Below are 24467 nucleotides of genomic sequence, written 5' to 3' on the forward strand. Positions count from 1 at the left end.
TTGGTGCAATGGGTTGGTCGGGGGTTATTGAGGCAAACTTAACACCAAGAGTTTGGGTTCGGTGAGTTCTTGCATGGCATATCGAACACCCTCTCGGCCTAATCCGGAGTCTTTCACTCCGCCATAGGGCATATGATCGGCACGCCAGGTAGGGATTTCATTCGCCAAAACCGCGCCAACTTCGAGTTCGCGATAGGCTTGAAAGATACGATTGATATCTTGAGTATAAATGCCAGCTTGAAGTCCATAGGGGGAATCGTTTACCCGGCGAAGGACCTCAGAAAAGTCCTGGTATCGAGACACCGTGACCACGGGACCAAAGATTTCCTCGCAAGATACTTTCATGGTGGGACTGACATTGGCCAAAACCGTCGGGGCCACAATGGCATTCTGTCGAGTTCCGCCGAGCAGACATTCCGCCCCTTGTTTGATCGCCTCTTGAATCCAAGATTCCACCCGGATGGCCGTTTGTTGATTGATAAGGGGACCTACGACCGTAGATTCTTGAAGAGGGTCGCCACAGGGCAAGGCGCGGATCTGATCCAAGAGAAGTTTAAGGAAGGGATCATAGATATCCTGGTGAAGATATATCCGTTGCACCGAAATGCAGGTCTGGCCCGCGTAGGAAAATCCACCAGTCGCGCAACGCTGAGCCGCCAGTGAGAGGTTGGCATCAGGTTCAATAATGACGGCGGCATTCCCGCCTAATTCCAGAGCCACTCGTTTTTTCCCAGCCTTCTCTTTGAGGCGCCATCCTACGGAAGCGCTTCCAGTAAAGCTGAGTGCTTGGATTCGTGGGTCACGCACCATGGATTCGGCAAGGTCGTTTTCACAAGGCAAGACACTAAACGTTCCGGGAGGGAGTCCCAGACCGCAAATAATTTCTCCCAACAGTAATGCCGTGAATGGGGTTTGCGGGGCAGGTTTCAGAAGAATGGGATTTCCCACGGCCAAGCAAGGGGCGACTTTGTGGGCGACCAAGTTCAAAGGAAAATTAAAGGGCGTAATGCCGAGAACGGGTCCAATCGATACTCGTCGGAGTATACCCAGGTAAGGTTCCATGCCGGGGCTTATATCCATCGGAATGGTTTCGCCAGGAAGGCGCTTGGCCTCTTCACTGGCGATAGTGAATGTCTGAATGGCTCGCTGGACCTCCCGTCTGGCATCAGTGATGGGCTTCCCGGATTCCAAGCTCATGACATGGGCGAATTCTTTGAGGCGAGAGGTCAGTTGTTGCGCGATGGTGGAAAGAGCTGTGGCTCGCGCATGAGAAGGCAGCTCGGAAAGAGTTGAAAATGCGGAAACACTCAATTGAATGGCGTCTTCAATGTCCTGCGCTTGAGCCTGACAGACTTCAGCCACGAGACTACCTGTGTAAGGATTGAGAACGGATTGGCGAGTCGATATCTCACGCCATTCTGTGCCAATTAGAAAACCTGGTCCTGGTAGTGGTTTCACAGGGGCTTATGTCGAGGAAGATTGCGGTGGCCATGGCGCACCCAGCTTTTGGGAAGTCAGCCTGGATACGGTATGATTGTTCATGAAGAAGCGTTTTGCGCCTTGGATATAAGTTCTTCGGTACCCCAATCTTTAATCGAATCGAGGGTGAATGGTTCGAAGGCGGAAATGGCACCGCAACTGGAGCATTCCGTTGGAACCTTTCTTCGATACACGTCGTTGAGGCAGTCCATGCATACAAAAAAATCTGGTTCCCCTTCCGCACAATCTACAGTCCAAAATGTTTGAGTGTCTGACATGAAATACCACCTACTAAAAGATTTGCCTCAGATTTGTAAATGTTAACGGTCGTAAAAACAAAAGTAAAGAATAAGGAAGACCCTTGGATTTTTCAAAAACGAAAGTGTTCAAACAGGTACTCTTCGAACCAACTTATAAAGGGTCTGACCTTTTCTGGGTTTTAGCCTGGGCCAAGAGTTTTTCAATGTTTTCTTGAAAGACATCAAATGGAAATGCCCCTGGAATTACTAAGAAAGGCCCCTCCTTCGGGTTATGGGTGAGAAACAAAATAAAATGCGGCGTCCCACGAACTCCGATGCTGCCTCCTTCCATTCGGTCCCGATAAATGGAATCCATATATCGTTCGGCCTGAACGCATTCACTGAATTGTCGGACGTTGAGCCGCAAATCTTCAGCTTGCTGCTGAATTTGCTCTGAGGAAAATTTTCGATTACTGGAAAATAATTGATCATGCATGGACCAATATTGCCCCTGCTCTCCCGCACAACGGGCAGCCATGGCTGTATCGATGCTCGGGCCGCTGGTGGATCTCGGGAAATCTCGATAAATCAGCCGGAGTTTGCCTGTTTGGATGTACTCCGAAAACAGCAATGGCCAGGTTTCCTCAAAAAACTTCTCACAATATCCGCAAGTGAAATCGGAATATTCCAAGAGGGTCACGGGGGCCTGTTGATTACCTCGGACGCGATCATCTTTGCGAAGCAAAAAGGTGTCTTCCTGACTACTTGCCGGAAGGACAGTCAGGAAAATGATAGCTACTATGACAAGCATGTGGAGGGAACGATTGGGAAGCATGTTGGTTCCTATGTTTAAGGCCTATGTCATTTCATTATGCCATAATGGTGGGGAAGAGGTGAAATCTGTTATCCGGTCACAATGTGGCCTTGGCCTTTGAACCGTCCTCATCCAACAAGCCCATAAGCAATAATGGCCAAACCACGGTGGCGTCACTCAGCACTTCAGCAAAACGACCTCCTTCTGCAGGGGGCACGAATTTTCCCCAAGACATACCTTCCTGGTAGGTACACCCGCTCAATCCTCCCCAATAATCCGGTTCGGGGCAGATCCGGACTCCGTATTGAAATCGTGGGGGATTAATGTGGGTATCAAGCCGTAAGTTAAGAATTTCAATATACGGGGGAATCTGTTGCGCCCAGTTTCGTGGCACACCCCCGCCAATGGTGAAAATACCAAGCCGTTTGGCTCCCAGTAATTGGGAGGTGTAGCTATTCAGGTCCAAGAAAGAATTAAAGGCTGGAAGATTTTTCTGCAAAGAATTCCAGAGTTCTTGACCATTGGCCCCTTCTTCTGATGGGTTAGCTCCTGTTTGGCGATGTTTACTCATAGCCCAAATGGACACATCTAGTCCCAGTTCGGAGTCGGTAAACGCCGGAATATACACCGGGACCTTTTTAAGGAAGGCACTCTTGAGAATGCCTGGCCCTTCAAATTCATCCGCCAGAGTTTTGCCCAGTTCACGCGTGAGTAATTCGGAGGAAAGTGGCTGTGCGGGATCGAGACGGTTTAAGGTTTTCCTCGCCACCTGTTCGACATGATTCAGGTTTAATTCCATCTCCAAGGTGTCATAGACGCGGTTGTACCCTTTGTTAAACAAATCGACGTCGTTCATGGACGGTTGATATTTATAATGGGTTTGCCCTACCGCCTCGCTCATGCCATGTGCAATGAGGGCACCAGTAGAAATCACGGCTTGAACCATTCCCCGATCGATCATGGTACAAATGATTTTCCCCATTTTGGCAATGGTCATGGCCCCGGACAGGGTCAGGACCACAAAGCAATCTGGATCGTGGATCATGGCCTTGAGAATATCGAAGGCTTCACCAAGCCGACGTCCGCCGAAGGCGGTTTTTTTCATGGCAAGTAATAGATCGGAGAAGGATTTAATCGTTGACGGATCTAACGCTTCCAGCGCTTCGAGTCCGTCTTTAGCTCCATCATGAAACGATCTCATGGTGTCTTTTCCTTTTGAAAAATCCGTGAGTGATTAAACCGTTTGACTTGACTATGAATGGTTATAGTTAATGTAGTGCTAACCTATAAATTCGAGGGGTAAGTAAAGCCAATTGGGTTTTGTCATACCGAAAGATGTAAGAAGGAATGGTGGAGAGTATTTGAACCAGTCCACCTTGGATAAAGCCTCGGTGGATAGCCTCTGTTTCAAGTTCTCGCGGATTGCCAGCCGAAGCTCAAGGAGCGGAGGCTGGTGGTCCCAACGGGATTTGAACCCGTGTCTGCACCTTGAGAGGGTGCCGTCCTAGGCCAAGCTAGACGATGGGACCTTTTCATTGTCTTGAATACTCAGAGGAGCCCGTTACACATTCGTGTCGACCATTCCGCTTTATTCCAAGGAACGGACTCTATCACTCCTCAAAAGGGAAGTGCAATGAAGGTTTGGGTGGAGGTGGTAAGGTTTGGCTGTCCTATTGGCACTCAGATCTTCAAGGAGTTGGCCTACACTGATGGAATTATGGATTGGGTTTTATCGATAAATAGATGGTGCCATTGCCGCGCTTCAGCAAGACGAGCACTGGGGCTTGAGCTTCAAGGTGATCGGAGATTTCGTAAAAATCATCAACATTGTGAATTGGGCTTCGATTCATTTCCAAGATAATATCGCCTCGCCGAAGTCCGGCGCGATTGGCTGCGCTATCCGGTTGGACATGGCTAATCATAACCCCTTCCTCGTTGGAGTCCCGATCAGGTGGCAGGGGTTCCACCCTGATCCCGGACAACACATGGGATTTCATCGGATCTTCGGCGGGTTTGCGATTAGCGGTAAGGTTTTTGGGTAATTCTTCAATGGATACCAAAAGTTCCTTGGTCGCGTTATTTCTGAGAACTGTCACAGAGGCGCGGGCGCCGGGTGTTGTTTCGGCAACCAGAGAACGGAGATGGGTGGGGTCTTTGACGGCTCGGCCATCGTACTTTCGAATGATGTCCCCCCGTTGAACCCCGGCCCCGTCCGCCGGACTTCCTTTAATCACATCTCCGACCAAAGCCCCAGCGGTATCTGGTGACCCAAATTGTTCCGCCAGCTCGGGATTCAGTTCTTGAATGGAAACCCCGAGCCATCCGCGAATCACCTTTCCATGGTTGACAAGATTATTCATGATGTTCTTGACCATATTGCTCGGAATCGCAAAGCCGATCCCCATATACCCACCGGTTCGAGAAAAGATCGCGGTATTTATTCCGATTAAGTGGCCTTGAAGATTGACGAGTGCCCCTCCGGAATTTCCCGGATTGATCGCGGCATCGGTTTGAATAAAATCTTCGTAGTCCACAATTCCCATATTCGCGCGGCCAATGGCGCTGATAATTCCCATGGTGACCGTCTGGTTGAGACCAAAGGGATTACCCACGGCCAAGACAAGTTCGCCCACTTGAAGATTGCGGGAGTCTCCCCATTGCAAGGTGGGCAGCCCCTTTTCCGCTATTTTGATGACCGCGAGGTCAGTCTTGGGATCGGTTCCAATGAGCTTCGCTGGAAATTTTCGTTTGTCTCCGAGTAGGACCATTAATTCATCGGCTTGTTCTACGACGTGATTGTTGGTGATGATATAGCCGTCCTGAGAAACGATGACCCCGGAACCTAAACCCTGTTCCTGTCTTCTGGGTTCCTGCTGTCGAAATCGATGTTCAAATTCTTCACCAAAGAATCGCCGAAATAAAGGATCATCAAAAAATGGGGAGGGACTGCGTTGGCTGGTTTCTTCTTTTTTTCGGGTTGAGGATATATTCACCACGGAGGCCATGGCGGCTTTGGATACGCGGATAAAGGTTTCGTTCGCTGGAAACGGAACACCCACCGGTTGGGCCGTGGGCATAGGATCTTGAGTTGAGGTTGGCAGAACAGTCGGGATGGTAGAGCTGGAAATTTGCGGCGTATCCTGAGGAGTTTCAGAGCATTGTACGGTTACGGCCAATAGGAAACAGGCCAACAAACCTCTAAACCAGATGGGCATTGAAATACTTTCAGGAAATGGTTTCATTGAAAATCCAGTAAGTAGCGAAACTCATCCTTTCCAGTTCTCAAAGGGGCCGGTGGGCGATTGTTCGTGGACCTGAGGAGCCTGAAACAAAAGAAATCTTCTTACCCCATGGATGATATTGTAGCATTCATTATTTCCTGTATGAAGCCAAAGTTCCGGCTCCCACGTTGGGATGGTTGTGGATGAGTAAGAATAGTAACCCTAGAAGGTTGGACATTTTTTGATTTGCACCCCTTGGGTGCCACCGATAACGACCAGGGAAGTTCGATTGACAAACAATCCATTCTCCACCACTCCGGGAATTCCATTGAGCTGGGCTTCTACCGTGCCGGCATCTTCAATCCGATCGATTTCCACATCTAAAATTACATTTCCCTCATCCGTTTTGAAGACCGCGTTGTTTTTCTTTCTGAGATGGGAGGGCCATCCTAACGCACGAATTTGGCGTTGGGCATTTGGCCACCCAAACGGGATGACTTCAACCGGGACTGGCATGGGCATCCCCAATACGGGAACCCATTTGGCTTCGTCCACAATGACGATGAATTGACGTGCGGCCGCCGCAACGATTTTTTCGCGTAATAAGGCGCCTCCACCGCCTTTGATCAGTTGAAATTGAGGGTCGACTTGATCGGCGCCGTCCACCGCCACATCGAGTTCCCAATTGCTTTCATAGGGCAGCAGGGGAATGTTCAATTCATTCGCGAGGCGAGCGGTATCTTGAGACGTGGGAATTCCTTGAATACGAAACCCAGATTTGACCTTTTCTCCGAGTGCCAACAGGAAATATTTCACCGTGGAACCCGTGCCAAGGCCAACGAGCGCGCCATCTTGGACATATTGGAGAGCCGCTTCTCCGGCGGCCCGTTTTCCATCTTCTTGGTTTGGAGTCACGGGAATTTCCTGAATAGGTTACGATGCGCGGGCCAGTTGCGCGGCAACCGAAGCGGACCCAAGTAGGCCTGCTTGATCATTGAGAATAACATGGACCGGAAGGGCTTCCAGTAACCGTTTAAACCGCCCTTTCGCAATGAAGGATTGAGTAAACCGTTTGTCTTTTAACAAGGGCACAATGCGTGGAACAATTCCCCCTCCCAAATAGATCCCACCGCGGGAGAGAGCCTTCAAGGCCAAATTGCCAGCTTCGCTTCCCAGGATAGCCACGAAGAGCTCCATTGCTTGAACGCAAATTTCTGGCTTTCCCTTCAATGCGGCTTCTGAAATTAGAGCTGGTGGGTTCCCGGTGGGAAGCTGTTCTGCAAACCAAGTGGGTTCATTTTTTTTTGTGTCGCGAAGAAACTGATAAATCAAATACAGTCCCTCTCCAGAAAGGACTCGCTCGACGCTGACATGGAGGAAATTCGTGCGAATATAGCGCAATAAATCGATTTCTAAATCGCTAGTTGGAGCGAAACTGGCATGGCCTCCTTCGGAGGCCATTGGATGATAACGGTCTCCATCCCAATACAGAATACTTTCCCCCAATCCGGTGCCAGGAGCAATTAGCACTTTGGTTCCGGTTGGCGTGGCTTGGCCATTGACCAGTTCCGTCTCGTCGGGTCTGAGGACGAGAATGCCATGAGCCATGGCTTCTACATCATTCAGCAGTTGAACCTTCGGAATTCTCAGGTGCGAGGCGAGGGCGTTCCCATCAATGACCCAGGGTAAATTCGTTGCGCGGCAACGATTGTCGGTAATAGGCCCAGCGACGCCAAAACAGGCAGCTTCAATGGGTTCATCGGGGAGGCCAGAGGCCTGTTCTGAATCAGGATCATCCTCGAACTCATCCGAATCTATGGGTTCTTCAGGAGGATTGAGGAATTCACTGAGGATTTCCTCAAAGGATTCGAAATCGGCATTATAAAATTTTTCTTCACGGACGGAATCGACGCGGTCCTGCTTCCATTGATAGAGGGCAAGATACGTTTTTGTTCCGCCAATGTCTCCTGCCAGAATCATAGACAACCTTTCATGGAACCCGGAGAAGGAAAAAAGCTCGCAGGGGGGAACTTAATCTGAGCCAAATGAGCACAATAGCTGATTTTCACATTAAAAGAACGGAGTCAGAGTTTGCAACGATGGGAGGCTCAGAGTCGTTTTTCAAGCGACTAGGGTTGAGCAGGTAGCCCACTTTAACCTGTTGACATTGTGGTCCACTTTGAAAAGGTGGCGGCTTGTCCTACTTTGTGTTGATGGAGATCAATCACATTCCAGACGGTTGCCTGTTCAACGAGAAACCGCCTTCCGGTTTTGGATATACGTACTCCTTGGTAATTGTGGATAACTCCATGGGTGCCGGCTTCCTGAAGCATCCGGCTTCGTTCCACTCGATTCATCGGTTCTGCGGTGAGGCGTGAGGGGGTGGCCACGAATTCTGGCCAGTCCATTTCCCAAAGCTTGAGAGCTTGGGCATTTCCATAGTTCAAAATGGGATCGAATTCATTCCCATGGGAAGCTACGACAAAGGGGGCATCAAATAGGCGATGGGCTTGATCGAGGAGGGTGCCCTGTCGGTCCAGTAATTCCTTCCCGGTCCAATGGACATAACTATCAAGAAGTAGGCCTATCCAGGGAAGAATGTCGTTTCCCAGCCATGGCGGGGCAATATTGTCGGTGTTCAATTTCATTGCCTCATCTCAAGAAACAAAACATTGTGGATAATAACGGTTAAAGAATTGCCATCGAATCTCCGAAGAGTTCTAGTAGGCAGGCCATTCATGATGAATGGTGTTGCGCACAAAGGGGAGGGCGATTTCCATGAATATTGTTGAACGTCAAATGGAAGATGCATTGATCTTTGATTTATCCGGCCGGTTTGAGTTCCAAGCCACTCCGAAATTTTTTGTGGCGTTGGAACGAGTCCAAGACCTGAGAGGGCAGCACCTCATTTTAAATCTTGAGCAAGTTTCCTTTTTGGATAGCGCTGGCTTGGGGGCGATCCATCTGGCTCATCAAAAATTGATGGCTGTGGACGGTGCCCTCAGCATTGTGAATCCATTGCCCCATGTGCAGAATTTGTTGGAACGGGCGAATTTGACCAGTATCATTCCTATCCACACCGTCGAAGAAGAGGCGTTGCTGGTAGGATAGTCTTTGCGACCTTATCCCTGTCGACGTCGAAATTCGGCTAGTATTTGATCGGCGATCTGTTCAGCCGACCTTCTGTCGGTCTCCACGATAAAATCGGCTGCGGCCTCATATTTCGGCGTGCGTTTCGCTAACACTTCTTCGATTTCCTCAATGAAGGTCTTTCCGCTTGTTAATGATGGGCGTTGAGCATTCCCGGCAATCCGTTGGCTAATAGTTTCGATGGAGGCAGTTAACCAGCACATCATACCCCCGGGCTTTAACGCTTCTACATTGGCCTCCCTCAAAATAGCGCCTCCTCCGGTATCAATGATCAGGTGATCTTTTCCTTTCAGTTCCTGGCACACTGTGGTTTCCAAGTCACGGAAGTGATCCCATCCGAATTGGGCGACAATATCGGGGATGTAAAGCTGTGCGCGTTCCACAATACGGGCGTCAGTGGATACGGTTTGCCAACCTAGTCGTGAGGCGAGCAATCGTGCCACGGTGCTTTTCCCAGTGCCTCGGTATCCAATGAGGATGAGGTTCATGAAAACTGAGCCTCTAAAATCTTTCGCATGACATTGATGGGTGCTGATTGTTTGGTCCAAAGTTCAAATTGAGCTACTGCTTGATGGAGAAACATTTCCAGCCCAGGAATGGTCGAGCATCCAATTTCTCGAGCCTCACGCAAAAGACGAGTTTCACGGGGATTATAGACAATATCCATGACGGTTAGATGGGGTTTGAGGAGAACCTTTTGGATACAGGTTCCATCAACTTTGGGGTGCATGCCCAATGGGGTGCAATGTATGAGCACCTGCGACTGTTCAATAGCGGATACTAAGGTTTCTTGGTTAATTGGAGCATCGGTAATCGGAACTGAGCTCCCCTTACGAAGGTCTGCCGCAAGAGCAGTTCGTTCTTCATCAAGAATTCCCAAGAGCGTCATGCTTGTAATGGGCTCATGAAGAGCAAGGCCAAAGGCAATAGCTCGGGCGGCGCCGCCAGTGCCGATGATGAGCACATGCTTTCCGGCCAATGTCACGTGAGCTTGGCGAAGGGCTTGTAACGCTCCTGAAGCGTCGGTGTTATACCCGGTTAAGGTCTGATCCGTTTTCACGATGGTGTTAATCGCGCCAATATGTTTGGCTGTGTCGTCAATTTCATCAAGAACACTCATCGCCGAGACTTTATGGGGAATTGTGACACTGAACCCCCGAAGATTTCCCAAGGCACGGATGCCCTGAATGGCTTCCTTTACCTGTTCTGGCTTTACCGGAAAAGCGAGATACACATAGTTCAGCCCAAGGTGTTGAAAGGCAGCATTGTGAATGGCGGGTGACAAAGAATGTTCAACGGGATTTCCAAGAACTCCACACAGTTGGGTTTGCGTATTGATGGTCATGCGAATTACATCCCCTTCCAGAGATCCCAATTGGCCCGCAGAGGCCGATAGGCTGCTCCGGCATTTATCACATACCTAAGGAATGAAACTCAACGGGTGGGGTGGGTTCTGGTGTTTTGTCACTCTTACGGCTTGGGCACGCAAGGCGGAATTCGTGTGGTTACCTTGGTAAGCCAAGGAGGAAAAAATTTAAGGATGTGAAAGCACATGTCGGGTAGGATAAAAAAATGGCCGGGGAAGGTATGCACCATTCCCCGGCCTGAGTCATAAGGTAATTCTACCTCATGAGAGTTTAGCGACGCTTAGCCCGAGAAGCTGGTTTGCGGGCCGGAGCTTTTTTCGCACGCGCTGTGGCTTTCTTTGCTGGTTTCTTTGCTGCTGGCATGAAATCACCTCCCTTCATGAAATAAATGACCTGTACTACTTTCCCCGGCTTATCGGCATGTACGGCGATCTACTTAATAGAAGGTGAGGAATTTTTCCTTGCATGTGTTGTCACTCACAGGTCAACAAAAAATACGAGAGCGTCGCAAAAAATGCTGGTACTGAATTTGTGGCTCATGATGAAATGGAAGACGGACGGCGAAAGAATTTCAGGTGTGCCTGGAAGATGGCTGGCAAGGAAATAGCACGTGAAACGTGGCGCCATGAGGTTGATGGTTTTCCGCATGAATGGATCCATCGTGTAGACTCACCAAGTGTTGCACGATGGCCAATCCGAGCCCTAACCCTTTCGTGCCCATTTCACGATCGCGGTGAGCCTGGAAAAATGGATCGAACAATTTTGATAACGCCTCTTCCGGAATCCCTGGTCCCGAATCAGAAATGGAGACTTCGGCTTGATTCGAGGATGACTGTTCGGTGGTGATCAAAATGGAGCCGCTCTCTGGCGTAAACTTACTCGCATTGTGCAGAAGGTTGAGCAAAATCTGCATGATTCGGTCTGAATCGGCAAAAATGTTGACCGGTTGGTTTGGCCCCTGAACGTCAATTTGCTGATTCTTGGCCTTGGCCAGGGGGAAGTAATGGTCGACGACCTCTCGGGCGAGGGCCGTGAGATCACATTCACTCAGGTTTAGTTGTAGCTTTCCAGCTTCGATTTGTGACAAGTCGAGGAGATTGGCGATCATGCGGGCTAAACGGTCAGCATTGGCCTGGATACGTTTTAGGGAGGTTTCTTGTTTGATGGTCAAGGGACCACCAAATCCGGATAATAAATTTTCCGAAAATCCCTTGATCGAGGCCAGTGGCGTTCGCAGTTCATGCGAGCAATGTGCGACAAAACGGGACTTTGTTTCGTTTAATTCCGAGAGACGTTCGTTAATGTTTTCGAGGTGGCGATTGGCTTGTTCAAGATCAAATGTCCGTTCTTGGACCTTGGCCTCGAGTTGTTGATTCAAGGTTTGGAGGTCAGCATAGGCCAGCGCATTTTGAAGGGCGAGCGCGATGTGGTTCCCGACCGTCATAACAATGGACATATCGTCTTGGGTCAGCGGGTTGGTACTGGTCCGAGCGGCGGCTAAACCCCCGATGATCGTACCCTGAAATCGCAAAGGCACGAGAATTAATCGTTGGGTTTGTTTGGCCGTGACCAATTGTTGAGTCAAGGGGTGGAGCGAGTGCCACAGTGTGGGCACATCATTGACTAAGGTGGGTTCTCCGTGAAGAAATATCTTTCCTTCTAGGCTATCAGGGTCGGAAATCGGCATGTCCATAGAAAGGACCTCCTCGACAAGTTCCTCGGAAACCCCTTGACCCTGTGCATGAGAAATGATCTGTCGAGTGGAATCAAACCGCATAATCATGGCCCGATCGTAGAGTAAATCCTGAGTAAGGCTATTGAGCCCAATGTGAACCACGCCCTGTTGATCGAGTGTGGCGCTCAGCCGGGAGGCGATATCCCGAAACATCGTCTGTTCGCGGATCTTTCGTTGGAGGTCGATGTTGGTCTGTTCTTGTTCGAGATACGCTTCCCGCAGGGCTTCGTGCTGGGATTCCACCGATGCCAATTGTTCCTGAATCACATGCCGCTGTTCCGTGATAGCCTGCCGGTCTCTTTGCGCCAGACCAGCTACCCAAAATAGCACCGTAGGAATTGAGGCCAACAATATGGCGGCAGTGACGGACAAATTGGTCGCGCTGAGCGAGAACCAACTAAACACCCCGAGGCTGACCATGAGGCCGGCTAGTGGCCAAAGCCAATAGCTTGATGGCTGGGGTTTCCAGCTCAAATGCCATTCGCAATAATCAGCCCCATCAGCCATACAGCAAGGTTCGATGATGGTGGCTGGTTGGAGCCCGAACATTTGGGAGGGGATTTGCGCGAGGGCATGCTTGGCGGATTGGCAGATTCGCTCCGCGCTCCCATTTCGATAGGGCCCAAATTGTTGGGCGGTTTTTTCGCTCAGGTGCAATCGCAAAATGGCAGAGCCGTTTTTGGACGAGACAGCTTCCGGTTTAAGTGCCCCACGGCCAAACTTTTCTGCAAAATGGGGAAACATGGCATAGATTTGGGAAATCGAAAATGGGCGACCCAGCACTTGTACCAGAGGCGAAAGTAACTTTTCTTGCCCGAGCTTGATTTGAAAATCGTCCTGTCCACTTAACAGCACGCAAAATTCAGCAAGAAAAATGACAAACTCGTATGAGTAGCTATTCCAAGGGTTGCGCAGAAAATCTTGGGTGACATGATATGTGGGATCGGGGATGCAGGCATTCAATCGGCGGATAAGCTCCTCTACAGCTTGGGAACCGGCAGGTGGGCTTTGGGTCCGATTGACCAGCTCTTCTAAAAATTCGACGTTGGCTCGTACGGTTACACCGCTGACATCCCGAATATGATGGCCGTCTGGCTGTTTGCCAAAGGGTTGAAACGCCATCGATCCACGGTCCAAGATGCGATGAGATTTGGGATACAGCGAATCCATGCTACATGATTCGGACTGGAGCAAGCGCCCCTGAAGATGGTGGCGAAAAAGGAGGGAAAACGAAGAGAAAAAAGCTAGAGTTACCGGGCGAGATCGAAATTAGTTCGGAGGTTGAGGGCACCCACGTGAATAATCGTATCCCACGTCCCATTAACTCTGGAATCGTCATTGTTGCTAATGCCGCGTTGTTGATACACGATGGCCTGATAGGCAAGATCAATCCCAATGGCTGTCGTGCCGAGAAATGTTGTCCCATCATTCCCACAACGAATGAATCCCAGAAACATGCCGCGTCCAGAGCACAAGACTCCGAAGCCTATGGAATAGGCGTGATAGTTGGAATCCGGGACATCCGGCTTAAAGGTGGTTTCGGGGACTGGGCTATCGGAGAATACGTAGCCCGTTCGGAAAGCCACGTCCCAGTGGGGAAGTTGGACTGGATTAAAAAGCTTATATTCAGTCCCAAGCATAAAAATATGGGCCGGTTTCCAATTTCTGGGTTTGGGAAGGACAATGCCATTAGAGAGGGTAATATCCAGGTTATGAAATGAAGTCCAATCCACGTAATCAAAATCAAACTCGACTTTCCATTCCCGCTGAGCATTGCGAATGGGCCACACCGCCAAAGCTGCGGTCATGACTTGGGGGAGGTTCAAGGTGGCTTTGGCATCCAATGTTGAACCTCTTGTGTGATTAATAAATTGTCCTTCTAAATCTAGCCCAGCCTGACTTCGATACACCACCCCAAAATTCAGGAGAGGCTTTCCTTGATCATTACGGTATGGCGTGAGAAGGAAGCTAAAATTATACCCGAGTGTTGTATCGATTCCATTCAATTCGATTCGTTCTCCTGGTGAAGCCAATGCGCTTAATACTCCCGTGAATTCCGGTCCTGCGGTTTGCTGAAACTCCACATGTCCTTCGCCCACCAAATCAGAAAATGTATAAATGTCCACCCCGAAGCCAACAGACAGAAATTCATTCAGTTCGATAGCCACCGTTGGTTTGAAATCAATCAGCGGAGAAGCTGAGGAGGTCAGCACTTGGCCAAGTGGGCCTCCCGTCGGATAGTCGGTGAGATTTCCGAATGGCGAGTTGATTCCAAACCCGAGCGTGATGTGCTGGAGTGATGCAAATCCAAGATCACCAAGATTCGCAGTTACAAAAAAATTCGAGGGAGGCGGATTTGCAATAGCCGATCCAAAGTCTCCTTCAACCATGGTCCCCGTGGGGGAGATATAATCAATCGTGCCTCCGACTAATAATGTCCCTACCGTCAGTTGGATGCCTGGAAGCTGGGACATGGCTGCAGGATTGAAATATACCGCTGAAGGTTCGTCTGCCTGCGCCGCAAATGCGGTGCCCTGTCCCATAGCGGCCGCACTTTGGTCAAGAATACGAAAGGCTTCCGCCTGTACAGTGGAGTTCGTCCCCATCAACAAAAAGGCCAGAACCAAACCTGGTATAAATAAGGAACCGGAGGGTACATTTAAAGGCGTCATCATGACTCTACTTTTCAGCAGTCTTCCTGATTGCTCGTGGGGCAGAGGTGGTAGAACGTTATTGATCTATGATAATTCCACTAAGTAAGCGCACCAGTCTACGCGAACTCGAAAGGCCACGCAATACATGCGTAGGTCAATTCCAACAGAAAGTCGAGGGGATGAGTATTTCTTGTTGAGAGGGAAATCCTCCAGTACAATAAAATTTTTTCTGAGTCATTTGTCAGGTGCATCGGCGCGTTTATCGAGGAAGGACCCGACCGTATGAAAGTGAAAAAATTACTTCATACCCGAATGCGGGTAAGCGATATGGATGAAACCATTGTGTTTTATCAAAATGTCTTGGGACTTGAAGTGCTTGAACGCAAAGTGTCTCCCCGCGGATCGCACTTAGCGTTTATGGCGGTTCCCAATAGTGAGGAGCTGATCGAACTGTGTAGCTTCCCGGCGAGTGGGCCGGTGTCGGTGCAAGAAGATCTTGTGCACTTGGCGTTTGAAGTCGACAACCTCGACCAAACCATTGCCGATCTTCAAAAGAAAAATGTGCCGATTACCGATGGCCCAACCCAAAGTTCATCTGGCAGCCGTTTCATTTTTATCGACGCGCCGGATGGGTATGAAGTGGAGTTGATTGAGCGACCGCCCGGCACGGCCATCGTCTAAAAACCGTGAAACGTATTTCGCATCTCGTATTTCGTTTTTTTCGAGATCCGAAATACAAAATACGAGCTGCGATTCATTCTCTACCCATCAATCCTAATGAAACATAGACAAATGTCCGAACTGGCTACCTCGCTTCAGTCCACCTTAGACCATCTTCCAAAGAAGCCTGGGGTGTACCTCATGAAAGGGAAGAAGGGCGAAATCTTATACATCGGCAAGGCACGAGTGTTAACCGATCGCGTGCGATCCTACTTTCAGAAAGGAGCCGACCAAAGTCCCAAGACGCGCGTGCTGGTTGGGCTCGTACAGGACATCGAAACCATCGTCACCAAATCGGAATTAGAGGCCCTCTTGCTCGAAAGCAATATGGTGAAGCGTCATCGCCCACGGTTTAATGTCGTGCTGCGAGACGATAAACATTACCCCTATCTCCGACTTCCGGTGAAAGACAATTTTCCTCGGTTGTCCATTGTGCGTCGCGTGAAGCACGACGGCGCAATGTATTTTGGTCCCTATGTGCCGACCGGGGCATTGCGGGACACGTTAAAAATCATCAAAAAAGTTTTTCCCTTGGCAACCTGCAAAATCGATATTGATGGCACGGCCGACCGAGCCTGCATCGAATTTGAAATCAAACGCTGCATGGCCCCATGCACCGGCCACCAATCCCAGGAAGACTATCATCGGATTGTTCAACAGGTTCGCTATTTCTTAGAGGGACGGGATAAGGAATTATTGGATGGGTTGCGGGCGGAGATGGAGGCGGCGTCGAATCGAGAAGAGTTTGAAGAAGCCGCACGCTTACGGGATCGCATGGCGAATATTGCCAAAACGCTGGAAAAACAACGCATCGCGCAAATTGGTCCGGTGGATCAAGACGTAATGGGCCTGGCCCGCATGGGGCCGGCGGCGGACTTGCAGTTGCTGTTTGTTCGCGGCGGGCAGCTGATTGGCCGCAAGGATTTTTATTGGGCGGATACGAAGGAATCATCGGACGAAGAGCTCATACGGTCGGCCATAGAACAGTTTTATAATAAGGATCTGGTCCCGCCGAAGGAAGTGCTGATCCCGACGAGGTTGGGAGATCGTGAGGTGATGCAGCAATGGTTGTCCGTCAAGAAGGAACAATCCGTGCGAATCCTCACCCCCGAGCGGGGGGTGAAACATCAGCTCTTACAACTTGCGACGGAAAACGCCGTCGCGGCAATTGCCGAACACTTACGCAAAGGAGTCGTTGAAGAGCAAGAAGCCAAGGCGTTGCAACAACTGCTACATCTCCCGAATCCTTTAGGCCGTATTGAAGGGTTTGATATTTCCAATACCATGGGCACGAATTCAGTGGCCTCCATGGTGGTGTGGGAAGATGGAAAAATGAAAAAAGCCGACTACCGGCGCTTCAAAGTCAAAACCGTCGAAGGGGCCAATGATTTTGCCAGCATGCACGAAGTTGTGAAACGGCGGTATGGCGGATCACTCAGCGTGAACGAAGAAAAAGGTCTGCCCTTTCCAGATTTAATCTTAATCGACGGGGGGATAGGGCAACTTGGCGCAGCCATGGATGCGCTCAGGGACTTGGGCCTGAAACATGTGCCCATTGTCGGGTTAGCCAAAGCCAAAGGCGAAAAAGAAGAACGCATTTATACTCCTGGTGTTCGTGAACCACTGATTCTCTCTCCCACATCATTGGCCTCTCACCTCGTCCAACGTATCCGCGACGAAGCCCACCGCTTCGCCATCACCTACCACCGCAAACTCCGAGGACAGGCATTGGTAATGCCATCAAAAACGAATAGCCAAAAACGAACAAGAGAAACAAGACCGTCCACTGCGCCGACATGATCAAAGATTATCGACAAGATAATCTCCTTTCTCATAGATTTTTGTTACTTTCCAGGTATATGGTGAGGCAAGACTTGAACCTTCGTTGCTTGGCTTTTGGGCAAGAGGTTGGGGCGATGTGGAATATAAAAGTCAATACTCATACCTGACCTCTTATCTCCTCATTTTTTTATCTACGTTTATATCTGATATAGCTGAATAAAAATAACGAGTTTGGTAATGCCATTAATTTCTTTTCCTCGCCAATGCCAAAATGACATTAATATTTACAGAACGACTGTGGAGTTATATTACGAAACCAAGAAAAACCCCGGAGATAGAATAATCTTTGAGTGCGGGGATGTTGGGTTTTTTAGGCCTTTTGGGCTAAATTTGTTGGCTAGTTTTATTTATGAATTCTTAAGGGAAAATCCAGAGAATGTCTATTTAACCCTGCCCAAGAACCCAAAGGTCGTAGAATATATGAAAAACCAAGGGTTTTTTGACTATTTTAGAGTCCCTCATCTAGGCGCTAATGTTACCTATGAACCTTTAAGTACAAGTGTGGCTATTAAAAGGTTAGAGTATTTGGACTATTCTTATTTTGAAAAATTAGGAGATTGGCTTTACTCGAATTGTCCTATTGACCTTGAAATTGCAAGGGCGATAGTGAATACACCATTTGTAGAAGTAATCAATAACGTCTTTGACCACAGTAAATCCCCAATTGGTTGTTTTAGTTGTGCTCAAGCCTATCCACGTGAAAAACGATTGATAATTTCGGTACTTGATTTGGGGGTCGGATTTCTTAGCACTTTAAAGCCAGCTTTTCCACATCTGGAATCCGAAGTTGATGCAATAGAACATGCTGTTGGGGAAGGAGTAACAAGTAAAACAGAAAGACACGGAGGATCCGGATTATGGATTCTAAGCGGATTTCTAGAAACCTGTGGTGGCAAACTTGAAATTACTTCAGGTAACGGTTTCTGGAGTCAAAATATGGATGGAGTTCTTGCGAAAACCAAAATTCCGTTTGACTTACCTGGAAGTTGTATTAACATAAGCATTGATAACCTTGGAGTACTTTCAAGTATTTTTTCAGATGATCATTAATGTTAAAGAAATAACGGGTCCATACTGTGGCCAGTATGATGAAGGTGAATTACTTTACAATGTAGTATGCCCTCTTCTTTTAGAGAAGCAGTCAATAGTCTTAGACTTTAGTGGCGTTGCTTTACTATCCTCCTCATTCTTAAACGCAGCTATTTCCAAACTCTTCCATAAATTCGGTGCCGATTTCCTCATTAGTCACCTTTTTATAACAGGCATGAAAAAAGTTGATCGCTTTGTTTTGAATCGGATGATCAAAGAGGCCAAAGAAATCCGAGACTATCAACCAATCTAAAAATTTCTACTATCATTCCTGCAGGCCTAATTTTCTTTTTTTATATCCTATCAGATGGTTCGCGGTTATTGGGTGCTGACCACTATTGCGACCCTTGATCATCGCCTGCTAGATGGGGAAGCCTACACTTCCTCCCAGGTTGAAAACTTGACTTTTATCTGAGTGTCTCCCTGCGTTGTGCGCGGCGGAGCCGCAGCCCCGAATCGGCTTCTTTGGCGAAGGCTGTCTGAGCAGAGCGAGTTCCTGAGCGATCTTATTCGGGCTGTGGCGGAGGCACCCCGTAGGGGCCGCGCACAGGCGGAAATGGTTTTGGGTCCTTTTGCCGAAACAAAAGGACCTCGTCGTGCGGGGACGACACCCCGCATTAATAAAGGACGCTACCCCCTTTTCATTAATCCAACCAAACTCAAAGATAACCAGATAATTACTCTCGGTTAACCAGTTCGTCATCCTCTTCTTGTAGTATGTGGACAATACAAACTACTAAAAAAGGAGAAGCGGTATGAACGGTATCTCAACAATTTCATGCATTGTTCAAGATGTCATCCCTGAAAGCCAAGGGCTTCGGATTGAATGGGCTGATGAGGAAGTGAGCTTTTTTGACTACAGGTGGCTGGCAGAGAATGCGCCTGAGCTTCGAACGCACCAACGCCTTAGGGGGCACCAAGCCCCACAAACCCTCCGTCCACGGTATATCCACTTGCATCCGAATAATGTTTTGGAGATGGGGTGGAATGGGCTTTCGCATACGACCTGTTTTTCTACCGTGTGGTTGCGTCAACACGGTTCTCCCATGCGAGAGCTACAGTTGATCTGAACCGCTTCTTCACCCCTCACCCCATTCATCTGATGAACTCTCGCCTAGCCTGTTTCCCATTAAGCAGGGTTCGTTGTCCTTCTCTTTCGTTTGTCTTTTTCACTCCCATGATGCACCTCAAGATCTCCTTTCCCGGACCGAAAACAGGGACAACGGGAATTTTTCAAGGAGGTCGTTATGCATTGCACACGATGTAAAGGAACCATGGTCGCCGACTATTTTATTGACATGGAAAATAGCGGGGAACTCTGGATGCCCGGTTGGCGGTGTTTGGCGTGCGGAGAGGTCGTGGATCCGTTAATTATGAAGCACCGGCTCGCCCAAGAAAAAACGCCAGAAATTGCCGAAGCGGCCACTCGCAAAAAACGAAAAGCCTTGCCGGTTGGGGGTGTGAAGGACTGACTGGATGTCGCCAATTTTTTAGCCTCCTGAGCTAACGGAAGGCCCCTGCCTTCGAACCCTTCTCAATCATCACGATCTTCGCAAAATTCCTCTATAGTTCTGGGATCTTATCTTCAACTGAAAGGCACTGATCGGCCACGTTCGCCTTGTCGTGCCATCGGGTCTATGATAGATTTTCTTTCCGTTGAAGGCCCGTTGATCTAAATCTACAAATTATCCGTATTCCCTTTCATGGCAAAATCCTACGATCCTCAAGCCATTGAACAAAAATGGCAGCGCTACTGGCGTGAACATGCCACCTTTTCTTCGACCATAGATCCGAATAAGCCCAAATTTTACGTGTTAGATATGTTTCCCTATCCCTCGGGGGCTGGGCTGCATGTGGGGCATCCCAAAGGATACATCGCCACGGATATTATCTCGCGGTATAGGCGAATGCGTGGGTTCAACGTCCTCCATCCGATGGGGTGGGATGCCTTTGGGCTGCCTGCTGAGCAATACGCCATCGAGACCGGGACTCATCCCCGGGAAACCACGAAAAAGAACATCCAAAATTTCAAGCGCCAGTTTCAGGCGTTGGGCATGGACTATGACTGGTCCCGGGAGATCGACACTACCGATCCGAAGTACATTCGTTGGACACAATGGATCTTTTCCAAGCTGTATGAAAAGAACCTGGCCTACTTGGCGGAGGTGCCCGTGAATTGGTGCCCGGCATTAGGAACGGTGCTCGCGAACGAAGAAATCATCGACGGCAAGAGCGAACGCGGCGGTCATCCGGTGGTACGTGTGCCCATGCGACAATGGGTGTTGCGCATTACGGCCTATGCCGATCGATTAATTGAAGATTTGGATTCCGTGGACTGGCCTGAATCCATCAAACGCATGCAGCGGGATTGGGTAGGCCGGTCGGAGGGCGCACGAATTAACTTTGAACTCGTGGGGCATCCTGGTCAGACGCTTGAAGTGTTTACGACTCGCCCGGATACCTTGTTCGGCGCCACATATATGGTCCTCGCTCCAGAACATGTGTTAGTGCCAACCATTACCACTGTGGAGCAACGTCCCACAGTGGAAGTCTATGTCGAGGAAGTCTCGCGCCGCAGTGACCGGGCGCGAATGGCGGATGCCGGAGAAAAAACTGGCGTCTTCACAGGAGCCTATGCCATTCACCCGGTGACAGGCAGCCGGGTGCCGATCTGGATTGCCGACTATGTGTTGGCAACCTATGGCACAGGGGCGATCATGGCGGTTCCGGCGCATGATACTCGAGATTATGCCTTTGCCAAACAATTCAACTTGCCCATTTTGGAAGTGATTGCCGGTGGCGATATTTCTACTGAAGCGTTCACTGGAGATGGGAAGAATGTGAATTCTGATTTTCTCAATGGATTAACCACGCCACAGGCCAAACAGCGGATGAATGACTGGCTGGTCGAACATGGAAAAGGCGAGAAGACCGTCAATTATAAATTGCGAGATTGGCTGTTCAGTCGTCAGCGCTATTGGGGAGAACCCTTCCCGGTCATTCATTTGGAAGACGGGACCACCAAGCTGGTGCCGGCGTCCGACCTGCCGGTCTTGTTGCCGGAGCTGGATGACTTTCGCCCAAGCGGAGAATTCGAACCGCCGTTGGCCCGAGTGCGCGATTGGGTCGAAGTCACTGATCCGGAGACCAAAGCCAAAGCCTTGCGGGATACCAACACCATGCCGCAATGGGCGGGAAGTTGTTGGTACTATCTGCGGTTTTGTGATCCGTCCAATGACCGTGAGGCTTGGTCGAAGGCGGCAGAGCAATATTGGATGCCGGTGGATCTCTATGTGGGTGGCGCCGAGCATGCCGTGCTTCATCTTCTTTATTCTCGTTTTTGGCATAAAGTCTTGTTTGATCTTGGTCTGGTCCATACCAAGGAACCGTTTCAAAAATTGCTCAACCCTGGAATGATTCTTGGGTATAGCTATCGTTACTTCGATAATAATTTGTCCGATGATCCCCGCGTGACGGCAAAAGCCTATCCTGCCTTTGAAGTACGGTTTGATAATGAAACACCGCTCCATAAACAGTCAGGAGAAGAGTTAAAAACGCGATGGGTGGCCGCCAAAGATGTGCGATGGTCTGAAGAAGAACAGCCACTGCATCCTACGATCGAAGGTTTGCAGTTGGAAGAAGTCACCGAGAAAATGTCCAAGAGCCGTGGCAATGTCGTGAACCCCGATGACATTATTACAGAATACGGCACCGATGCCTTGCGGCTGTACGAGATGTTCATGGGGCCATTGGATAAAGGCGCGCCTTGGTCCACGGATTCCATTCCTGGCGTCTCACGATTTCTGCAACGCGCCTATCGATTGTTTATGGGGGATCGGGAGGATGAAACAATCTCACTCGTGGAAGGGACAGGAACGCCAGAGCAAGCGCGACTGACGGCTGAAACCATTCAGGGGGTTTCGCTAGATCTAGAAAGCATGGGATTCAATACGGCTATTTCGAAATTAATGGTCTTTGTACGAGATATTTGTAAAGATGCGCCCCTGCCACGTGCCTCAGGCGAGACCTTCTTAATGCTTCTCTCGCCGTTTGCTCCCCATATTGCCGAAGAATTGTGGGCGCGCATAGGGCATTCGTCGAGCATCGCACTGCAACCTTGGCCGACATATGATTCGTCGCTCATTGTCAAGGAGGAGATGACCATTCCTTTGCAAGTCAATGGCAAGTTGCGCAGTAAGATCGTGGTGCCCGCCGATTCGAGTCAAGAGGACATTGTGGCTAGGGCCCAGGAAGATGACAAAGTTCTGGAATGGCTCAAAGGAGCCCCGCCCCGCAAGGTGATTTATGTGGAAAAAAAGTTAGTCAATTTTGTGGTCTGATGCGTGTAAGATGATGAAGCGCCCCGAGACATTTTCAAAATCACTGGTATTCCTTCTGACGGCCCTCATGTTTGTGACTTCAGGATGTGGGTATCGTTTTTCCGTGGAGGGGATGGGGCCGCAAATCGGTGGAGGGGAAATCGCAGATAGTGGGCCACTCGTCAAATTGGTTATTCGAGATTTCAAAAACCGAACTATTCGCAGCAATCTGGAATCTAAATACACCAGATATGTGCGCCAAGAATTTGCCGCGAGCAGCGGAGCTAAGGTGCTCTATAATGACGGACAAGCCGATTTTGTGCTGAAGGGTGAAATCGTTTCGGTGAATGTGCCGACGCTGACATTTTCTACGACTGTCCAGCGAGAAAGTCGGGTCAATGTGGTGGTCAACGTCACGGTCGAAGACCAGAAAACGGGCCGGATCGTGTGGAGTCAATCAGCCACGGGGTCAGGAGAGTTTTTCGTGAACCAATCCTCCGGTTCGGTGACTGGACAAGACCAACTGCAGTTTAACCAGGTCCTTCAAGATCGAGCCTTAGAACAAGCTGGGCAAGACGTGGCGGAAATTTTAGCAGCGGATTTTTGGGATGCTCGCGATCAAGGGACCTTTTCATCCGATAGAAAGAACTCGATCAAGTCATCACATGAGACTGGCTCTCCATCCCTAGCTGTTGAACCCAATAAGTAATGCACCGACGCATGTCGATTTTCTTATAAGGCAAATCGAACTCAACTATGAAACCGGCAGAATTACCCTCGGCGTTAAAACGACATGGTCTGGTTGCGCTATATCTCGTGATTGGAGAAGAGGATTATTTTCGAGATCAAACCATTGCCACACTCCGAGCTTGGAAGAAAGTCGATGATCCTGCCACCAAGGCAGACGAAAGTAAGAATGCAGGGGACGATCCAGATGATGTCTTCGCCTGCGATATCCTGTATGGCGACGAAACTGAATGTCAGGAAATTCTTTCTTTGGTGGAAGAGGTCCCATTTTTCTCCACTCACCGCTTGGTCATTCTGAAATGGGCCGATAAGCTATCAGCCAAACATGGGGAAGCCCTAATCCCGTATTTTCATGCACCGAATGACTCCAGCACGCTTGTGCTTTCAGCGCCGAAACTCGACGGCCGAACCAAATGGGTGCAGACGCTCAAGTCAAAAGCGACGGTCATTGATTGCGCCCCATTGTTTGATACTCATTGCTTGGGTTGGGTGAAACAGGAAGCGGCTCGGCTGGGATTAAAGGTGGATCAAGAAGCAGCGTTGTTATTAAAAGATATTGCCGCGGAAGGACTGTATCGTGCTCGACGGGAGTTGGATAAGCTAGCGTTGTTTGTGCCCACCGGACAAACAGTAACTGGAAATGATGTGGTGGCAGTTCAAGGAGCCGATACGGGGGCGTCGGTGTTTGATCTGGCTGGAGCAATTGCCGCGAAAAATCCCAGCCATGCGTTGACCATTGTGGAAAAGAATTTGGAGGCAGGAGAAGCGCCCCTCCGCATCTTAGGGGCCTTGCTATGGCAGTATCGACGATTATGGAAAGCCAAAGACGAATTGGCACGCGGGGGAAATGAATCCAAAGTCGCTCGTTCGCTTGGATTGCCTCCGTTCCGTCAAAGAGAATTTTTTACCGTCGTCCAACGTTTTTCGTTGTCACATTTTTCGAAAGCATGGAAGGTATTTGCCGAAACCGATTCTTTTCTGAAAGGAGGCGCAGCCGGTTCCCCACACCGTGTGTTCCATTCTCTTGTGTTTGCGCTGTGTCTTGGTGCCCGAGACTGAGTGGTTCTTTGTTGGGGAAAGTCTTCCCCCCT

Annotated in this window: 21 protein-coding genes and 1 tRNA gene; 10 read left to right on the top strand and 12 right to left on the bottom strand. The window is 49.4% G+C overall.

Annotated elements, in window-relative coordinates; translation table 11 throughout:
* Positions 1-24: 24 nt before the first annotated feature.
* The 8 genes from PPG34_RS13120 to PPG34_RS13155 form a co-directional block, all read right to left on the bottom strand.
* Entirely contained in the window at positions 25-1458 is a 1434-nt protein-coding gene (locus PPG34_RS13120; RefSeq protein ID WP_313833853.1) for an aldehyde dehydrogenase family protein, read from the bottom strand.
* Positions 1459-1890: 432 nt separating this feature from the next.
* Complete coding sequence (locus PPG34_RS13125) at positions 1891-2553, bottom strand: DsbA family protein (protein WP_313833854.1); 663 nt, start codon at positions 2551-2553, stop codon at positions 1891-1893.
* Positions 2554-2629: 76 nt separating this feature from the next.
* Complete coding sequence (locus PPG34_RS13130; protein ID WP_313833857.1) at positions 2630-3733, bottom strand: deoxyhypusine synthase family protein; 1104 nt, start codon at positions 3731-3733, stop codon at positions 2630-2632.
* Between the two features lie 250 nt (positions 3734-3983).
* Positions 3984-4061 (bottom strand) — tRNA-Glu (locus PPG34_RS13135).
* Positions 4062-4247: 186 nt separating this feature from the next.
* Positions 4248-5774, bottom strand: coding sequence for a DegQ family serine endoprotease (locus PPG34_RS13140; protein WP_313833858.1), 1527 nt, complete (start codon positions 5772-5774; stop codon positions 4248-4250).
* A gap of 201 nt (positions 5775-5975) precedes the next feature.
* Positions 5976-6668, bottom strand: coding sequence for a ribose-5-phosphate isomerase RpiA (gene rpiA / locus PPG34_RS13145; protein ID WP_313833859.1), 693 nt, complete (start codon positions 6666-6668; stop codon positions 5976-5978).
* An 18-nt stretch (positions 6669-6686) separates the two neighbouring features.
* The gene (gene glk, locus PPG34_RS13150; RefSeq protein ID WP_313833861.1) at positions 6687-7733 is read right to left on the bottom strand and encodes a glucokinase; all 1047 of its coding nucleotides are present in this window, start codon (positions 7731-7733) and stop codon (positions 6687-6689) included.
* 173 nt (positions 7734-7906) lie between these two features.
* Positions 7907-8401, bottom strand: coding sequence for an MEKHLA domain-containing protein (locus PPG34_RS13155; protein ID WP_313833863.1), 495 nt, complete (start codon positions 8399-8401; stop codon positions 7907-7909).
* Between the two features lie 130 nt (positions 8402-8531).
* Here PPG34_RS13155 and PPG34_RS13160 point away from each other — a divergent pair, with 130 nt between their 5' ends.
* On the top strand, positions 8532-8864 hold the full coding sequence (locus PPG34_RS13160; protein WP_313833865.1) for an STAS domain-containing protein: 333 nt from the start codon (positions 8532-8534) through the stop codon (positions 8862-8864).
* A gap of 11 nt (positions 8865-8875) precedes the next feature.
* Here the strand turns inward: PPG34_RS13160 and PPG34_RS13165 are convergent, their stop codons facing one another.
* From PPG34_RS13165 to PPG34_RS13180, 4 genes are all read right to left on the bottom strand, one after another.
* Complete coding sequence (locus PPG34_RS13165) at positions 8876-9391, bottom strand: shikimate kinase (RefSeq protein ID WP_313833867.1); 516 nt, start codon at positions 9389-9391, stop codon at positions 8876-8878.
* Positions 9388-10248 carry a shikimate dehydrogenase gene (locus PPG34_RS13170; RefSeq protein WP_313833869.1) on the bottom strand — a complete coding sequence of 287 codons (861 nt, stop codon included), beginning with the start codon at positions 10246-10248 and terminating at the stop codon, positions 9388-9390. Before PPG34_RS13170 ends, PPG34_RS13165 begins: the two co-directional genes overlap by 4 nt.
* A 593-nt stretch (positions 10249-10841) precedes the next feature.
* Positions 10842-13175: a sensor histidine kinase gene (locus tag PPG34_RS13175; protein ID WP_313833871.1), complete on the bottom strand. Its 2334-nt coding sequence runs from the start codon at positions 13173-13175 to the stop codon at positions 10842-10844.
* A gap of 80 nt (positions 13176-13255) precedes the next feature.
* Complete coding sequence (locus PPG34_RS13180) at positions 13256-14680, bottom strand: OmpP1/FadL family transporter (protein ID WP_313833873.1); 1425 nt, start codon at positions 14678-14680, stop codon at positions 13256-13258.
* Positions 14681-14941: 261 nt separating this feature from the next.
* Between PPG34_RS13180 and PPG34_RS13185 the strand changes: the two genes are divergently transcribed.
* The 9 genes from PPG34_RS13185 to holA all read left to right on the top strand — a co-directional run bounded on the left by PPG34_RS13185 (position 14942) and on the right by holA (position 24435).
* Positions 14942-15340, top strand: a complete 399-nt coding sequence (locus tag PPG34_RS13185; RefSeq protein WP_313833874.1) for a VOC family protein — start codon at positions 14942-14944, stop codon at positions 15338-15340.
* Between the two features lie 111 nt (positions 15341-15451).
* Positions 15452-17179 carry an excinuclease ABC subunit UvrC gene (uvrC, locus tag PPG34_RS13190; RefSeq protein WP_313833876.1) on the top strand — a complete coding sequence of 576 codons (1728 nt, stop codon included), beginning with the start codon at positions 15452-15454 and terminating at the stop codon, positions 17177-17179.
* A gap of 219 nt (positions 17180-17398) precedes the next feature.
* Complete coding sequence (locus PPG34_RS13195; protein WP_313833877.1) at positions 17399-18271, top strand: hypothetical protein; 873 nt, start codon at positions 17399-17401, stop codon at positions 18269-18271.
* Positions 18261-18563, top strand: a complete 303-nt coding sequence (locus PPG34_RS13200; RefSeq protein WP_313833878.1) for an STAS-like domain-containing protein — start codon at positions 18261-18263, stop codon at positions 18561-18563. Before PPG34_RS13195 ends, PPG34_RS13200 begins: the two co-directional genes overlap by 11 nt.
* Positions 18564-19065: 502 nt before the next feature.
* Positions 19066-19380 carry a hypothetical protein gene (locus PPG34_RS13205; RefSeq protein ID WP_313833879.1) on the top strand — a complete coding sequence of 105 codons (315 nt, stop codon included), beginning with the start codon at positions 19066-19068 and terminating at the stop codon, positions 19378-19380.
* A gap of 177 nt (positions 19381-19557) precedes the next feature.
* Complete coding sequence (locus tag PPG34_RS13210) at positions 19558-19782, top strand: hypothetical protein (RefSeq protein ID WP_313833880.1); 225 nt, start codon at positions 19558-19560, stop codon at positions 19780-19782.
* 231 nt (positions 19783-20013) lie between these two features.
* On the top strand, positions 20014-22650 hold the full coding sequence (leuS, locus tag PPG34_RS13215) for a leucine--tRNA ligase (protein WP_313833881.1): 2637 nt from the start codon (positions 20014-20016) through the stop codon (positions 22648-22650).
* Positions 22651-22660: 10 nt separating this feature from the next.
* Positions 22661-23338, top strand: coding sequence for an LPS assembly lipoprotein LptE (gene lptE, locus PPG34_RS13220; protein ID WP_313833882.1), 678 nt, complete (start codon positions 22661-22663; stop codon positions 23336-23338).
* A gap of 47 nt (positions 23339-23385) precedes the next feature.
* Positions 23386-24435, top strand: coding sequence for a DNA polymerase III subunit delta (holA, locus tag PPG34_RS13225; RefSeq protein WP_313833883.1), 1050 nt, complete (start codon positions 23386-23388; stop codon positions 24433-24435).
* Positions 24436-24467: the final 32 nt, after the last annotated feature.

Origin of the sequence: Candidatus Nitronereus thalassa, assembly GCF_032191465.1 — a bacterium.
Taxonomy (GTDB): domain Bacteria; phylum Nitrospirota; class Nitrospiria; order Nitrospirales; family UBA8639; genus Nitronereus; species Nitronereus thalassa.

Bases quoted from the DNA above. Each gene is read 5' to 3' on its own strand.
- PPG34_RS13125 (WP_313833854.1), bottom strand. From the start codon at position 2,553: ATGCTTCCCAATCGTTCCCTCCACATGCTTGTCATAGTAGCTATCATT.
- PPG34_RS13130 (WP_313833857.1), bottom strand. From the start codon at position 3,733: ATGAGATCGTTTCATGATGGAGCTAAAGACGGACTCGAAGCGCTGGAA.
- PPG34_RS13140 (WP_313833858.1), bottom strand. From the start codon at position 5,774: ATGAAACCATTTCCTGAAAGTATTTCAATGCCCATCTGGTTTAGAGGT.
- glk (WP_313833861.1), bottom strand. From the start codon at position 7,733: ATGATTCTGGCAGGAGACATTGGCGGAACAAAAACGTATCTTGCCCTC.
- PPG34_RS13155 (WP_313833863.1), bottom strand. From the start codon at position 8,401: ATGAAATTGAACACCGACAATATTGCCCCGCCATGGCTGGGAAACGAC.
- PPG34_RS13160 (WP_313833865.1), top strand. From the start codon at position 8,532: ATGAATATTGTTGAACGTCAAATGGAAGATGCATTGATCTTTGATTTA.
- PPG34_RS13165 (WP_313833867.1), bottom strand. From the start codon at position 9,391: ATGAACCTCATCCTCATTGGATACCGAGGCACTGGGAAAAGCACCGTG.
- PPG34_RS13170 (WP_313833869.1), bottom strand. From the start codon at position 10,248: ATGACCATCAATACGCAAACCCAACTGTGTGGAGTTCTTGGAAATCCC.
- PPG34_RS13175 (WP_313833871.1), bottom strand. From the start codon at position 13,175: ATGGATTCGCTGTATCCCAAATCTCATCGCATCTTGGACCGTGGATCG.
- PPG34_RS13180 (WP_313833873.1), bottom strand. From the start codon at position 14,680: ATGATGACGCCTTTAAATGTACCCTCCGGTTCCTTATTTATACCAGGT.
- PPG34_RS13185 (WP_313833874.1), top strand. From the start codon at position 14,942: ATGAAAGTGAAAAAATTACTTCATACCCGAATGCGGGTAAGCGATATG.
- uvrC (WP_313833876.1), top strand. From the start codon at position 15,452: ATGTCCGAACTGGCTACCTCGCTTCAGTCCACCTTAGACCATCTTCCA.
- PPG34_RS13195 (WP_313833877.1), top strand. From the start codon at position 17,399: ATGCCATTAATTTCTTTTCCTCGCCAATGCCAAAATGACATTAATATT.
- PPG34_RS13200 (WP_313833878.1), top strand. From the start codon at position 18,261: ATGATCATTAATGTTAAAGAAATAACGGGTCCATACTGTGGCCAGTAT.
- PPG34_RS13205 (WP_313833879.1), top strand. From the start codon at position 19,066: ATGAACGGTATCTCAACAATTTCATGCATTGTTCAAGATGTCATCCCT.
- PPG34_RS13210 (WP_313833880.1), top strand. From the start codon at position 19,558: ATGCATTGCACACGATGTAAAGGAACCATGGTCGCCGACTATTTTATT.
- leuS (WP_313833881.1), top strand. From the start codon at position 20,014: ATGGCAAAATCCTACGATCCTCAAGCCATTGAACAAAAATGGCAGCGC.
- lptE (WP_313833882.1), top strand. From the start codon at position 22,661: ATGATGAAGCGCCCCGAGACATTTTCAAAATCACTGGTATTCCTTCTG.
- holA (WP_313833883.1), top strand. From the start codon at position 23,386: ATGAAACCGGCAGAATTACCCTCGGCGTTAAAACGACATGGTCTGGTT.